Source organism: Vreelandella sp. EE27, from assembly GCF_968206495.1.
The window spans coordinates 3,846,846-3,860,708 of sequence record NZ_OZ309109.1; the positions used below are offsets into that span (position 1 = coordinate 3,846,846).

The 13,863-nt window shown below is 61.9% G+C and carries 12 protein-coding genes; 5 read left to right on the forward strand and 7 right to left on the reverse strand.

The window, feature by feature from the left end; genetic code table 11:
- Nucleotides 1-43 precede the first annotated feature (43 nt).
- Nucleotides 44-946, forward strand: a complete 903-nt coding sequence (locus tag ACWHVV_RS17985; protein WP_447927438.1) for a LysR family transcriptional regulator — start codon at nucleotides 44-46, stop codon at nucleotides 944-946.
- A gap of 84 nt (nucleotides 947-1,030) precedes the next feature.
- Here the strand turns inward: ACWHVV_RS17985 and ACWHVV_RS17990 are convergent, their stop codons facing one another.
- From ACWHVV_RS17990 to ACWHVV_RS18020, 7 genes are all read right to left on the reverse strand, one after another.
- Nucleotides 1,031-2,482 carry an aldehyde dehydrogenase gene (locus tag ACWHVV_RS17990; protein WP_447927439.1) on the reverse strand — a complete coding sequence of 484 codons (1,452 nt, stop codon included), beginning with the start codon at nucleotides 2,480-2,482 and terminating at the stop codon, nucleotides 1,031-1,033.
- A gap of 57 nt (nucleotides 2,483-2,539) precedes the next feature.
- The gene (locus ACWHVV_RS17995; RefSeq protein ID WP_447927440.1) at nucleotides 2,540-3,712 is read right to left on the reverse strand and encodes an alpha/beta fold hydrolase; all 1,173 of its coding nucleotides are present in this window, start codon (nucleotides 3,710-3,712) and stop codon (nucleotides 2,540-2,542) included.
- A gap of 11 nt (nucleotides 3,713-3,723) precedes the next feature.
- Nucleotides 3,724-4,926: a 3-oxoadipyl-CoA thiolase gene (gene pcaF, locus ACWHVV_RS18000; protein WP_447927441.1), complete on the reverse strand. Its 1,203-nt coding sequence runs from the start codon at nucleotides 4,924-4,926 to the stop codon at nucleotides 3,724-3,726.
- Between the two features lie 24 nt (nucleotides 4,927-4,950).
- Nucleotides 4,951-5,724: a CoA-transferase subunit beta gene (locus ACWHVV_RS18005; protein ID WP_447927442.1), complete on the reverse strand. Its 774-nt coding sequence runs from the start codon at nucleotides 5,722-5,724 to the stop codon at nucleotides 4,951-4,953.
- Nucleotides 5,721-6,542, reverse strand: a complete 822-nt coding sequence (locus ACWHVV_RS18010; RefSeq protein WP_447927443.1) for a CoA transferase subunit A — start codon at nucleotides 6,540-6,542, stop codon at nucleotides 5,721-5,723. Before ACWHVV_RS18010 ends, ACWHVV_RS18005 begins: the two co-directional genes overlap by 4 nt.
- Nucleotides 6,543-6,727: 185 nt before the next feature.
- Nucleotides 6,728-8,026: a class-II fumarase/aspartase family protein gene (locus ACWHVV_RS18015; protein ID WP_447927444.1), complete on the reverse strand. Its 1,299-nt coding sequence runs from the start codon at nucleotides 8,024-8,026 to the stop codon at nucleotides 6,728-6,730.
- A 205-nt stretch (nucleotides 8,027-8,231) separates the two neighbouring features.
- Entirely contained in the window at nucleotides 8,232-8,981 is a 750-nt protein-coding gene (locus ACWHVV_RS18020) for a TetR/AcrR family transcriptional regulator (RefSeq protein ID WP_447927445.1), read from the reverse strand.
- Between the two features lie 97 nt (nucleotides 8,982-9,078).
- On the opposite strand from ACWHVV_RS18020, the gene ACWHVV_RS18025 reads away from it, so the two are divergent.
- From ACWHVV_RS18025 to ACWHVV_RS18040, 4 genes are all read left to right on the forward strand, one after another.
- The gene (locus tag ACWHVV_RS18025) at nucleotides 9,079-10,113 is read left to right on the forward strand and encodes a DctP family TRAP transporter solute-binding subunit (RefSeq protein WP_447927446.1); all 1,035 of its coding nucleotides are present in this window, start codon (nucleotides 9,079-9,081) and stop codon (nucleotides 10,111-10,113) included.
- Nucleotides 10,114-10,200: 87 nt separating this feature from the next.
- Entirely contained in the window at nucleotides 10,201-10,698 is a 498-nt protein-coding gene (locus ACWHVV_RS18030) for a TRAP transporter small permease (RefSeq protein ID WP_447927447.1), read from the forward strand.
- Nucleotides 10,695-11,960: a TRAP transporter large permease gene (locus tag ACWHVV_RS18035; RefSeq protein ID WP_447927448.1), complete on the forward strand. Its 1,266-nt coding sequence runs from the start codon at nucleotides 10,695-10,697 to the stop codon at nucleotides 11,958-11,960. The genes ACWHVV_RS18030 and ACWHVV_RS18035 overlap by 4 nt, the downstream gene beginning before the upstream one ends.
- Before the next feature lie 42 nt (nucleotides 11,961-12,002).
- The gene (locus tag ACWHVV_RS18040; RefSeq protein ID WP_447927449.1) at nucleotides 12,003-13,853 is read left to right on the forward strand and encodes a bifunctional sugar phosphate isomerase/epimerase/4-hydroxyphenylpyruvate dioxygenase family protein; all 1,851 of its coding nucleotides are present in this window, start codon (nucleotides 12,003-12,005) and stop codon (nucleotides 13,851-13,853) included.
- Nucleotides 13,854-13,863: the final 10 nt, after the last annotated feature.

Here is a 13,863-nt window from a genome sequence, read left to right on the forward strand (position 1 = left end):
AAATCAATAATATTTCTTATAAAAATAGATGAGGCTTATAGTTATGGCGCAGGTCGATCTGAACCTGATTCGCACCTTCCTGATGCTGCATGAAACCGGCAGCGTGACGCTGACCGCCGAAAAGCTGCACGTCACCCAGCCGTCGGTCAGCTACGCCTTGAATCGGCTAAGAGAGCTGTTCGACGACCGGCTGTTCGTGCGCACCGCCCAGGGGATGGAGCCCACCACGGTCGCGCGCCAGCTCTATCCGTCGCTGAAAGAGGCCATGCGCCAGATCAACGACACCATCGACGCCAGCCGCCACTTCACGCCCGAGCACTGCAAACTCCGTTTTCGCCTCGCGCTGACCGACCTGGGCGAAATGGCACTGCTGCCCGCCATTTTGAAAGCCTTCTACGCCCAGGCGCCCCAGGCTGAGCTCGACGTGGTTCCGCTGGAGATCGACAAGGCGCGGGAGTGGCTGACCACCGGCAAGGTCAATGCGGTGATCTGCAGCCGGGCGCTCGGCGGCGCCGATATCGACAAGCACGTGCTGCTCGAGGATCGCTACGTCTGCCTGCTCGACCGGCAAGGCGGCGCGGCCGACGGCGACTTGAGCATCGAGCGGTTCGTCCACGGTCGGCACGTGTCGATCGCCTCCTCGTCGGGCCACGACCTGGTCGAGGAGGTCATGGCGCAGCGCGGTATCGAGCGCAAGGTGAGCCTGTCGCTTTCGCACTTCTCGGTGCTCCCCCAGGTTCTGCAAGGCAGCGATCTCATCGCGATTTTGCCCCTTCAGATCGCCGCGCGCTTTGCTGATGCCAGGCTCCGGGTCCATGAGCTGCCCTTCGCGGTGCCGAGCTTCGAGGTCGCGCTGCACTGGCATGCTCAACCCCGCAGCGCGGCGTCCCAGCGCTGGTTCTGCGCTACCGTCATCGACGCCGTGACCGCCGCACAACGAGCGTAGCCTCGCGGCGGCCCGGCCCAAAAAAGCGGCGCACAAGGCGCCGCTTTCAGGGTCGTGACTCAAAGATAGCTAATGATGCAGGTATCAGATCGGGTAGTGGCGCGGCCCGGTCTGTAGCGTCATCCAGCGCAGGTCGGTGAACTCCTCGATCACCGCCTTGCCGCCGAAACGGCCGTAGCCGCTGCTTTTGACGCCGCCGAAGGGCATCTGCGGCTCGTCGTGCACCGTGGGCGCGTTGATGTGGCAAATGCCGGTGACGACCTGCCCCGCCACGCGCAGCCCGCGGGCGCTGTCCCGGGTGAAGACCGCCCCGGAAAGGCCGTACTCGCTGTCGTTGGCGATGCGAATCGCCTCCTCTTCGCCCTTGACGCGCATCATGGCCACCAGCGGCCCGAAGGACTCCTCTGCGTAGAGGCGCATCTCGGCGGTCACGTTATCCAACAGCGTGGGCTGCATCACCACGCCCTCGGCCTTGCCGCCACACGCGAGCCGCGCGCCCTTGCCGGTCGCGTCGTCGATCAACGCATTGAGCTTGTCGCCAGCGGCGGCGGCCACCAGCGTGCCCAGGGCGTTGCTGTCGTCGCGCGGGTCGCCGGCGCGCAGCGTTTTCGCCTTCGCCGCGAGCTTCTCGGCAAACTCATCAGCCACGGCGTCATCGACGATCAAGCGCTCCGTGGACATGCAGATCTGGCCCTGGTTGAAGAAGGCACCGAAGGCCGCCGCCTCCACCGCCGCGTCGATGTCCGCATCATCGAGCACCAAAAACGGCGCCTTGCCGCCCAGCTCGAGCAGCACGGGCTTTAAATGTTTGGCCGCTTGCTCGGCGATGATCCGCCCCACGTGGGTGGAGCCGGTGAAGTTGATGCGCCGCACCGCCGGATGCGCGATCAGCGCGCTGACCACGTCCGCCGCCTGTGCCGGGTCGTTGTGGATGACATTGACCACGCCGTCGCCCAGACCCGCCTCATCGAGCACCTCGCCGATCAGCGCGTGGGTGTGCGGGCACATCTCAGAGGCCTTGAGGATCACGCTGTTGCCGCAGGCAAGCGGCCCAGCGATGGCGCGGGTGCCGAGGATGATCGGCGCATTCCAGGGCGCGATACCCACCACCACACCGCAGGGCACCCGGACACTCATGGCCAGGTTATCCGGCACATTGGAGGGGATCACCTCCCCCTGGATCTGGGTCGTCAGCGCCGCCGATTCGCGCAACACGTTTGCGGCCACCATGACGTTGAACCCGGCCCAGCCCGGCGTGGCGCCGGTCTCGTCGACCATGGCGTCGACGAACGCCTCTCGGCGCGCCTCCATCAGGTCGGCGGCCTTGTTGAGCTTCGCCCGGCGCTCGCTCGGGCCGACCTGCGACCAGGTCTTGAACGCGCGCTGCGCCGCCTCGGCCGTGCGCGTCACGTCCTCGAGCGACGCCGCCGACACCTCGGACACCGCCTCACCACTCAACGGGTTGTTGCGCGTAAACGTGGCGTTCTGAGAGGCCGGGCAGGTCTGGCCGTCGATTAACAGTTGAACAGGCGTCATGGCGTGGCTCCTTGGGGTTCATTGAATTGTTATTAAGAACGACTGACGAAAGATTGGCTACCCCTCACCCCAGCCAAGCTCCTTGGCCAGGGCAAAGGCGTGATTGGCCGCCGGTACGCCGGCGTAGATCGCCACGTGCATCAACACCTGGCGCAGCTCGGCCTCGCTCAAACCGATACGTTGAGCGGTTTTCAGGTGCAGCGTCAGCTCTTCACGGCCGAGTGCTGCCAAAATGGCGGTGGTGATCATGCTGCGCTCGCGCCGCGTTAGGTCCTCGTTGCTCCAGAGCTCGCCCCAGGCCAGCCGCGTGATCATCTGCTGGAAGGGCGCATCCAGGCTGTTGGCGTTGGCGGTGGAACGCTCGACATGCGCCTCGCCCAGCACCTGCTTGCGGGTTTCAAGACCGGTGGCGTAGGCCACGCCTTCGTTGGCCACATCGCCAAGCGCTATCGCCATGACGCTCAGAAGTGTCTCGGCAAAGCGCGCCGGCGCCTCGACCGACGGCACATGGCCTACGCCGTCAAAAACCTCGAGCGGTGCACCGCCGAGTTCTTTTGAGAGGGCCTCGAGGGTCGCCGGCGGCGTCGCGAGGTCTTCGCTTCCGCCAAGCAGGTGCACATTGGCGCGCTTGCCGGCCAGCCGGCCGGTGAAGGTATCGCGGCCCAGCATCTCACAAAGCTGGGCGTAGGATTCGTCATCACCGCGGCCCATCTGGACACACCAGCCCGCTTTGAGGGCGGGGCTCGCCTCGAACGCCTGGGGCGCGAACCAGCGCGGGACGATCTCCTTTGCCATGACCTCGAGCCCCTCTTCACGCACGCGGCCGGCGCGGGTGTTCCATAAATCCGGGTTACCGATCACCGCACCGGTATTGGTGAGGGTCGCGGAGAGCAGTTGATCGCCATGCTCGGCGATCAACTGCTGGCCCACGACGCCGCCGATCGAGGTGCCCACGAAGTGAAAACGCCGCGCGCCGGCAAGCTCTGCCAGCGCCAAGGCTTCCTGGGCCAGATCGGCAGGGCTGACCCTGGCGTCGTTGACCGCTTGGCTGGCGCCGTGGCCGGGCAGATCCCAGGTCAGTACGCGGTAGCGGGGGAGCAGCGTGGGTATCACGTCGTCCCACACGGCCTGGCTCATGCCCAAAGGGTGAGCCAGCACCACCAGCGGATTGGCTTGCGAGCCGAGCAGCCGATAGGCAACGCTGCGGCCATTAATCGTATGAAACGCCATGGTGGCCTCCGTTAAACGCGTTCGATCAGCGTGGCAATACCCTGGCCGACGCCGACACACATGGTGCAGAGTGCGTAGCGCTTGCCGCTATTTTGAAGCTCATAAGCGGCGGTGAGCAAAAGCCGCGCGCCGGACATGCCCAGCGGGTGCCCCAGCGCAATCGCCCCACCGTTCGGGTTCACGCGCGGGTCGTCGTCTTTGAGTCCCAGATCGCGCATACAGGCCAGCGACTGGGACGCGAACGCCTCGTTGAGCTCGATGACGTCGATATCGTCGAGGGAAATGCCGGTACGCGCGAGCAGTTTCTTCACCGCCGGTACCGGGCCATAGCCCATGATGCGGGGCTCGACCCCGGCGGTGGCCATGCCGACGATCTTCGCCATGGGCGTCAGGCCGTGCTGCTTCACGGCGGCTTCGCTTGCCACCAGCATGGCAGCGGCGCCGTCGTTCACCCCGGAGGCGTTACCTGCGGTGACGCTGCCGCCTTCGCGAAACGGGGTTGGAAGGCCAGCGAGCTTCTCAAGCGTCGTTTCCCGCGGGTGCTCGTCGGTGTCGAAAATCAGCGGGTCCTGCTTACGCCGGGGGATCTCGATGGCGGTGATTTCGCGGGCGAAGCGGCCGGCCTTTTGCGCCGCGGCGGCTTTTTGCTGAGAGCGCAGCGCGAAGGCGTCCTGATCTTCCCGGGCAATATCGAACTGCTCGGCGACGTTTTCCGCGGTCTCCGGCATGGAGTCGATACCGAAAGACTTTTTCATGACCGGGTTCACGAAGCGCCAGCCGATGGTGGTGTCTTCGATTTTCTGACCGCGGGAAAAAGCGCTGTCGGCCTTGCCCATGACATAAGGGGCGCGGGACATCGACTCCACGCCGCCGGCAAGCGCGAGTGCCATTTCCCCGGCTTTAATGGCGCGAAACGCGGTGCCCACGGCGTCCATGCCCGAGCCGCACAGCCGGTTCATGGTGGTGCCGGGCACCGAGGTGGGAATGCCCGCCAAAAGCGACGACATGCGCGCCACGTTGCGGTTGTCTTCGCCGGCCTGGTTGGCGCAGCCCATGAAGACTTCTTCGATGGCCGCCGGGTCGAGGCTCGGCGCCTCTTGAAGCACCGCCTTGAAAATCGTTGCGGCCATATCGTCCGGGCGAACCGGCGCCAGGGTGCCGCCGAAGCGGCCGACCGCGGTGCGGCGGGGGTGGCACAAATAAACGTCGCTCATCGTTCTCTCCTGCAACTCAAATGCCTACTGGCCGGCGTGGGCGCGGTCGGTGCGCTCTTTCAGCTCGCGCAGAACTGATAACTCGTTGTCGCTTGGCTCCGGGGTGCTCGAAAGCTGCTCGGCAAAGCGGATTTCCCAGCCGGTGGCTTCCTGCACCTGCTCCCGGGTTACCCCCGGATGAAGCGACACCACCACCAGCTCCTTGGTCTGCGGGTCGGGTTTCATCACGCACAGATCAGTGATCACCCGGGTGGGCCCCTTGCCGATGTTGGGGACGTTATCGCGCCCCTTTCCATCGCGACCAAAACCGAGCGTCGTCACGAAATCGACCCGCTCGACGAAGGCCCGGCTGGAGTGTTTCAAGGTAATGAACACTTCCCCGGCGTTGGTAGCGATCTCCGGCGCGCCACCGCCGCCGGGCAGGCGCACTTTGGGTTCGCGATAGTCGCCAATCAGCGTGGTATTGAGATTACAGTACTTGTCGATCTGGGCGGTGCCCAAAAAACCGACGTCGATTTTCCCGCCCTGTAGCCAGTAACGAAACATCTCCGGCACGGCGACGGTGGTCAGCGCGGTTTCGGCCAGCTCGCCGTCACCAATGGAGAGCGGCAGCACGTTGGGTTTGGTCTGCAGCGTGCCGGACTCGTAAATCAGCACGACATCCGGGGCGTGAGTCAGCCGCGCCAGGTTGGCGGCTTCCGACGGCAGGCCGATGCCCACGAAGCAGGTCGAGCCGTTCTCCAGCGCCCGGGCCGCGGTGACCGTCATCATTTCAGACGAGGTGTACTCAAGACTCATTGGGCATTCTCCCCTGCCGGGTAGACGTTATCGTCAAGCCACTGGGTGAAGGTATCGCGGTCCCGAGCAATGGCGTCCCACTCCTTGTAGAAGCGGTTGCTGCGCCCGTAGTAGCCGTGGGTGTAGGAGGGCAGCGCGCCCTTTTCGGCCACCGCGATGGCGCTGATCGCCCAGCCCGGAATCACGCAGGCATTGGGGTGGGTCGCCAGGTCGTCGACGATCTCTTCCACCGTGACGATACTGTGTTTGGCCGCCAGTACGGCCTCTTTTTGAACGCCAACGATGCCTTCCACCAGTACGTTGCCCTGGCGGTCCGCGCGCTGGGCGTGCACGATCGAGACATCCGGGCGCACCGACGGTACCGCCGCCAGGCGCTCGCCGGTGAACGGGCACTCGATGAACTTGATCTGGTCGTTCACGCTTGGCAACTCGCTTCCCACGTAGCCGCGCAGCACCGCCAGCGGCAACCCCGCCGCACCGGCTTCGAACGCGCAGGCCATGGCGGCATGGCTATGCTCCAAAATCTCGATTTTGCGAGGCCAGCCCTTCTCGACCGCGTCGCGCAGGCGGTGAAGCGAACCAACGCCCGGATTGCCGCCCCAGGAAAAGATCACCTTTTTGGCGCAACCGGCGCCAATCAACTGATCGTAGATGATGTCTGGGGTCATGCGGATCAGGGTGAGGTCGCGCTTTTGCTGGCGGATCACTTCGTGACCCGCGGCAAACGGAATCAGGTGGGTAAAGCCTTCCATGGCCACGGTCGCGCCGTCTTCGACGTAGCGCGCCACCGCGTCATGCAGGCTGAGAAACTCGGCCATAGGGGGTGCCTCTTAGCAGGGAATTGCCATCTCTGACAACTTGTTCACATAACGAACATACATTCTTTATACGAACAAGTTACTGCGCTAAGCGAATAGCGTCAAACCCCAGGCCATGGCGGTAGCGCTTCGATAACCGGCGCCCTTTTTAAACTCCGCTTAATTAATCCATATAATTCATTTGCTTATGATTTTTCCAGCCAATCCTTAGCGCGACTTACCTGGGCGACGCTGCTACCAAGGTATAAAGCGGGATCACAGGCCTTCTCCAGTGCCTGTTGGCTAACGGCGTTTGCCACGTCGGCGTACTCGGCGAGTACCTCGGCGTAGGGGCGCTCCTGCTTGCGCGCTCGTTCGGCGGCTTCGGCGCTCACCGTCTTTGCCCGCTCTGCCCCCAGCGCGGGTGTCAGCAAACGCGCGACCGGCTCGGCCATAATGCCGCCGCCGGTTGCCGACAGATTGCGCCGCATCGCTTGCGGGTTCACTTCCAGCCCCTCGAGCAGCACCGCGGCCTGCTCCAGCATGCCCTCGACCAATAGCGCGCTTTCCGTGAGCGGGGCCCACTCGGCATGCCACTCGCCCAGGCCACGCTCCAGAGGCTGCGCCGCCGCGTTCGAAAGCACGCTGGCATGGCCGTGTACCTGCCGGGCGGCGCCGCGAATCAACGCGCAGCGCACCGGATTGCGCTTATGCGGCATGGAGGAGGACTCGCCCATACCGGGGGCCGAAGGTTCGGCCACTTCACCGACTTCGGTCTGAGTCAGCAGCGAAATATCCAGGGCGATGCGCTCGACCGCCCCTGCGACGCCATCAAGCGCGGCGCCCAGGCTTTGAACCGGGTAGCGGTCGGTGTGCCAGGGTAGCACCGGTGCCGCCAGCCCCAGCCGCTTGGCCAACGCGTCCATCCAGCCAAGGCCGTGATCCCCCCAGCCCGAGTGCACGCCCACGGCGCCGCCAAACTGAACCGGGAGCTCCACCTCTGCCAAACGCCGGCGCGCCTGCTCCAGCCCAATGGCCCAGTGCGCCACCTTGACCCCGAAGGTGATCGGCAGCGCCTGTTGCATCAGCGTGCGCCCCACCATGGGCGTCTCAGCGTGGGCCTCCATGAGCAAAACCGCCGCGGCCCGGCAGCGCTTTAACCCATGATCGAGCGCTTCGAGACGCGGCTTGAGCAGGAGCATGAGCGCGGTGTCCACCACGTCCTGACTCGTGGCGCCCTGGTGCCAGTAGCGCTTGAGGTCGTCACCGAGTCGCCCCCGGCCCTGCTTAACGAACGGAATCGCGACGTTACCGCCGCTGGCGATGCCCTCGGCGAGTTCGACGGTATCGAAGGTAGCGCTTTCGAGCTGCTCGCGCATTTTCAGGGCTGCGCCTTCGGGCGCTGCCCCCGAGGCTTCCTGGATCTCCACCAGCGCCAGCTCGAAGGCCAGCATGGCGCGTACCATGGCGTTTTCGTCACAGGTGGAAAGCGCGCTCTGGCTCATGAAGGGGTGCTTAAAGAAGGGGGCGGGCATGGGTATGGGGCTCCAATGACGATTATTCAGAGCATGAAAATAGCGTAAAAACCGCTCTCAATGAAAAACGGTATCAATATTCGCTCTGTTAACAGTCAGTGGTTAAGTGAGAGATGCGCATGTACGCACCCTCTAGCTACTGGTTTGCAAGGGGTGCGTTAAAGGCTATAGCCACTCACTGAGGGCGCGGTACTTCATCGTGACGTACATACCGCAACACCATTTCGGTGACGTGCTCTTCAAGCTTGTTTTGGTTTTCAGGCGCCGCCTGCTGCCACTCGAAAATACGTGAAAACGTATGCTGGTTGGAGACATTGAAAAACGACAGCGCGCTGATCAACCAGTGCAGTTCACGCACATCCAATCCGCCGCGAAAACAGCCCGCCTCCACGCCACGATCGTAAACATCGGTAAGCACGTCGATAACACCCGCATTGAGCGACTGAATGAGGTCTGATTGCGCTAAAAAGCGACCGTGATGAATATTCTCGATCATGACCAGGCGGATGAAATCGGGATTTTGCGCATGATGACAAAAGGTGAACCGCACCAATCGGCTCAACGCTTCAACGGGCGGCAGGTGGTCGAGCGCAAGCTCCGTCTCTTGAAGACGAACCTTTTGATAGGCCGCCTCGAGGGTATGCAGATAAAGGGTCTCTTTATCCTTGAAGTAATAATAAATCATGCGTTTGGAGGCACGGGTTTTTTCAGCGATTTCGTCGATTCGCGCCCCGGAAAGGCCTTTTTCGGAAAACTCGTGCGTAGCGACTGCCAAAATATCCGCGCGTACGGATTCGGGGTCATTTTTACGCCGAGCTTGCCCGCCGCTAACGCCGGATCTGTTGGTAGGAGATGCCATAAAGGTGCCTATTATTGTGATGGTAGTCTTTGGTCTAGTATGCCTTATATTGACTGAACGTACCATTTCGTACATTGTTTTAAAAAGAATGAAAAACGCCTTAGCACGCCTATTAAAAAAGACTTTTATCCCCCTAAAACAGTCTGAAAAGAGGACAACAATAATGTCTCAACAGCCACAGCTCACAGCCATGAAGCGCACCCTGACTGCCGCTATTGCCACCATCACGCTCGCCGCTGCCGCCCAAGCAAACGCCCAGACACTCCGGTTCGCCCACGTGGACCCCGATGACTGGACCACCTCGAAAAAAGGCGCGGCGGGGCAGGTTTTCAAAAATCTCGTGGAAGCCGAAACAGACCTGACCGTAGAGCTCTACCCGGCGGGTTCGCTGGGTGGTGAAACCGAGCTTATCGAAGGTGCTCAGGATGGCACGATTAGCCTCGCCATGGTATCCGGCGCTTACGCCAACTTCTGCCCAGCCGTTGCCGTGACGGACATGCCATATACGTTTCCGTCGGCGCCGGTGGCCTGGTCCGTTATGGATGGCGAATTCGGTACGGCGCTTGCCGAGCACTGTCTGGAGCAGACAGGCCTACGTACGCTGGCTTACGGTGAAACGGGCTTTCGCCATTTCACCAACTCCGTACGTCCAATCCACTCACCGGAAGACATGCGTGGTCTGAAATTCCGTGTGCAGACCATTCCCCTCTACCTGGAAATGGTGCGCGGGCTGGGGGCGGAGCCTCAAGGCATTGCCTGGGGCGAAGTGCCGACCGCTTTGGCCACGGGCTTGGTCGATGGCCAGGAAAACCCTATTTCGGTGATCTTTGGTAACAACTTCTACGAGTTCCAGGACTACCTGACGCTCGACCGTCACGTTTATGGTGTCGACCACCTATTGATCAACGACGAGATTTTCCAGTCGCTGAGCGCTGAAGACCAGGCCGCGGTTAAACGCGCCGCCGTCGTCGCAGGTACGACGGGGCGCGTTATTCAGCAGTTCAACTCGGCAGAAGGCATCTCCAAACTCCAGGCCGAAGGCATGGAAGTGACCCAGCCAAGCGAAGAGCAGATGGAAGCTTTCCGCGAGGCGGCGCAACCTCCCGTTCAGGCCTATCTTCGCGATGAACTGGGCGACGATTCCGAGTGGATCGACCGCCTCTCTTCAGCCGTTGAAGAAGCCTCACTGCGCTTTTAAGTCTGCCTTGTCAAAACGCTTTGCGAGTGGGCCGCCTACGGCCCACTCGCCATTTCGTGTGCCTGACCAACCCTTGAAGGTGCTCTCATGTCCTGTCTTCTCATCCGGCTACATCGTGGCCTGATCCTTCTCAATGGCGGCCTGGCGGGCCTTGCCATGATACTTATTTTTATCCTGGTCGCGGGTAACGCCTTTGCCCGCTACACCTACGGTGGCTCTATCAGCTGGGGAGAAGATACCGCGATCTACCTGATGATTTACGGCCTCATGTTCGGCATGGCTTGGGCGTATTTACAGGACAAGCACATCGGCTTCGATCTTGTACGGCGTTTTTTACCCGCCCGTTGGCAACGCTGGCAGTCCATCATGATCGACCTTGTAGTATTGGCCGTCGGCCTTGGCTTGATCGTGTCGGCCGTTGAATTCATTAGCTCCCGTGGCGGACGCACCTCAGCCAGCACGGGCATGCCGATGTGGCTGTTTCAATCCTCCATGCTGGTGGGCGGCGGGCTGCTCAGCCTTTCTGCTTTGGTAATGGCTGCGCTACGCCTGAACACGCCCGCCAAAGAGGAGATCGCCCCATGATTTTCCTGCTGCTATTGGCCCTCGTTCTGCTCGGCGTGCCGTTCGCCTTTGCCATTCTTGGCACGCTAACAGTGCTGATGAGTACCGGCGATCTGCCCTACCATATCCGCATCGTCTCGCAGCAGCTTTTCGGCGGGCTGGAGTCCTTTCCCCTGCTGGCGATCCCGCTGTTCATTCTGGCCGGCGAGCTGATGAACGAGGCGGGGATTACCCATCGCATCATCAACCTGGCCAGCGCCATCGTGGGCAGACTCAAGGCCGGGCTTGCCCACGTCAATATCTGGGCATCGGTCATTTTTGCCGGGCTTTCCGGCTCGGCGATTGCCGATACTTCGGCGCTGGGGCGAGTATTTATTCCCTCGATGGAAAAACAAGGCTATCCACGCGACTTTGCCGCTGCGCTCACTGCGGCGTCTTCGGTGATAGGGCCCATCATTCCGCCCAGTATTCCGGTCATCATCTATGCCCTGACGGTATCGGGTGTTTCGGTACCCGGACTCTTTTTGGCTGGTATCGTGCCCGGCGTTCTGCTCGCCCTGGGGCTTTCGGTCTACGTCTACTTCTTTGCCGGTGACTTGGGCGCTTCGACGTCAAAAGTACCGTCGCGCCGCCACGCGATTCTTCACGGCCTGCTCCCGGCGCTCATGCCGGTCTTCGTGGTCGGGGCCATTCTGGCCGGTATCGTCACGCCCACCGAGGCGGCTGCCTTCGCGGTGGTCTACGCCCTGATTTTGGGTGTGCTGCTCTATCGCAACATCCGGCTCGTCGACCTGCCCGCCATCTTCGCGCGCGCCATGCGCGATAGCGCCGTCATCATGCTGATCATGGGCGCGGTGGCGGCCGCCAACTGGGTGCTCACCTTCGAGCGCGTGCCCAATATGCTCACCGAATGGGCGCTCATGAATATCGATACCCAGTGGGCCTTTCTGATTGCCGTCATTGGACTGCTGCTGGTGGTGGGGCTGTTTTTGGAGGGTATCGCGGCCATTCTGGTGCTGGTGCCCATTCTTCACCCCATTGCCATGGCGCTGGGGATCGACCCGCTGCACTTTGGCATCGTGGTGATCTTCAACCTGATGATGGGGCTTATCACGCCGCCCATGGGGCTATGTCTGTTCGTGGCCGACTCGGTCTCCGGAGTTGGCATGGGCCGCATCATTCGCCGCATTCTGCCGATGCTGGCCGTTCAGTTTCTGATTCTACTGCTGATTACGTTCGTACCCGCGCTGGTTACCTTTCTACCGCGCTTGGCGGGCTACTGATTTTATCGACTGCTGTTTTCAGACGGCAAGGAGCACGATGTCATGTATTCATCCATTGCCACGGTGTGCTTGAGTGGCTCACTCGAAGAGAAGGTCGACGCCATCGCCGAGGCGGGCTTCGAAGGACTAGAGCTATTCGAAAACGACCTGACCGCCTTTACCGGCACGCCGCGCGAAGCCGGCGAACTGATTCGCTCGCGCGGGCTCAAGCTCGTGACGCTGCAGCCGTTTCGCGACTTCGAAGGGCTCCAAGGGCATGCCCGTGAACAGGCCTTCGATCGCGCCGAGCACAAGTTCGATCTGATGGAGGAGCTGGGTACGGATCTATTGATGACGTGCAGTACGACCCACCCCGATTCGCTGCCGGGCATGAGCCGGGCCGCCGACGACTTTCATGAACTGGGGGAGCGCGCCGCGCGTCGCAACTTGCGCGTGGCTTACGAGGCGCTGGCCTGGGGTCGCCATATTCACGACTATCGCGACAGCTGGGAAGTGGTGCGCCGCGCCGCGCACCCAAGCGTCGGCCTGGTGCTGGATACCTTCCATATTTTCTCGCGCCAGACCGAACTGGGCACCATCGGGCGCATTCCGGGCGACAATATCTTTCTGGTGCAGACCGCGGATGCGCCGCGGCTCTCCATGGACCATCTCTCCTGGAGCCGCCACTACCGCTGCTTTCCAGGCCAAGGGGAGCTTCAGATGAATGCGTTCATGGCCATGCTAGAAGAGACGCGCTACGACGGCCCGCTCTCCCACGAAATCTTCAACGATGTCTTTCGTATGGGGCATAGCGATCAGACAGCTCGCGACGGTTTGCGCTCCTACCATTTACTGCGCAGCATGCAAAAAGACAGCGGCATTCCCGCGCCGCAGCCCGTCGAGTCGGTCGCTTTTCTTGAAATCGCTGTCGAACCGGCGGATCTGGCGCCACTTCGCGAGCAGCTTGCCGCGCTAGGGCTTTCCTGCGTAGGCCGCCACCATACCCTTGATGCCGAACGCTGGGCAGCGGGGGACGTCAACCTGGTGATCAATACCGAGTCCAGCTTCACCGGCCGGGTGCCCGGACGCGATGCGACCGCGATTACCGCCATTGGTCTGAAAGTGGGCAACGCGTACGAGGCGTTCAAACGAGCGGACAAGCTGGGCTACGATATCGTCGAACCCGAAGAAGTCGGCTCGAGCCATCGCATGAGTGCGCTGCGCAATGTGGACGGCAGTCTCTCCTACATTATCGATGACTCGCAGCTAAGCCGTACTTGGGATCGCGAATTCACTATCGATGTTCGGCCGGTACCTCAAAGCGCCATCATCGATATCGACCACATCAGCGTGGCATTGTCGTATCACGACTATCTTTCGCTCATGCTGCAGTACCGCGCCATTTTCGAGCTGGAAATCACGCCCTCCTTCGATGTGACCGACCCCCGCGGGTTGATCCAAAGCCAGGTACTGCAAAATTACAACGGCCGCTTCCGCTTGGCGCTGAATGCCAGCGCGTCGCCGGATACCGCCAGCAATCGCTTCGTCCGCCAGTACGGCGGCTCGGGCATTCACCACGTCGCCCTGCAAACCCGTACCTTGCGCGACACCAGCGCCACGCTTCAAAAGGCGAATACACCGATCCTACCGATCCCCGGCAACTACTACCGCGACCTGGCCGCACGCTTCGATCTGCCCGCGCAGACCCGCGAGTGGATGGAGGAAAACCATATTCTGTTCGACCAGGACGGCAGCGGCGACTTCCACCAGCTATACACCCAGCCGGGGCGCAAGGCGTTCTTCTTCGAACTGGTACAGCGCGACGGCTATCAGGGACTCGGCGCGCCCAACGCCTTCGTTCGGGTAACGGCCCAGCAGCGTCTGGAAGCCGAGATCGACGCTATCGCCCAATAAGTGAGACCTC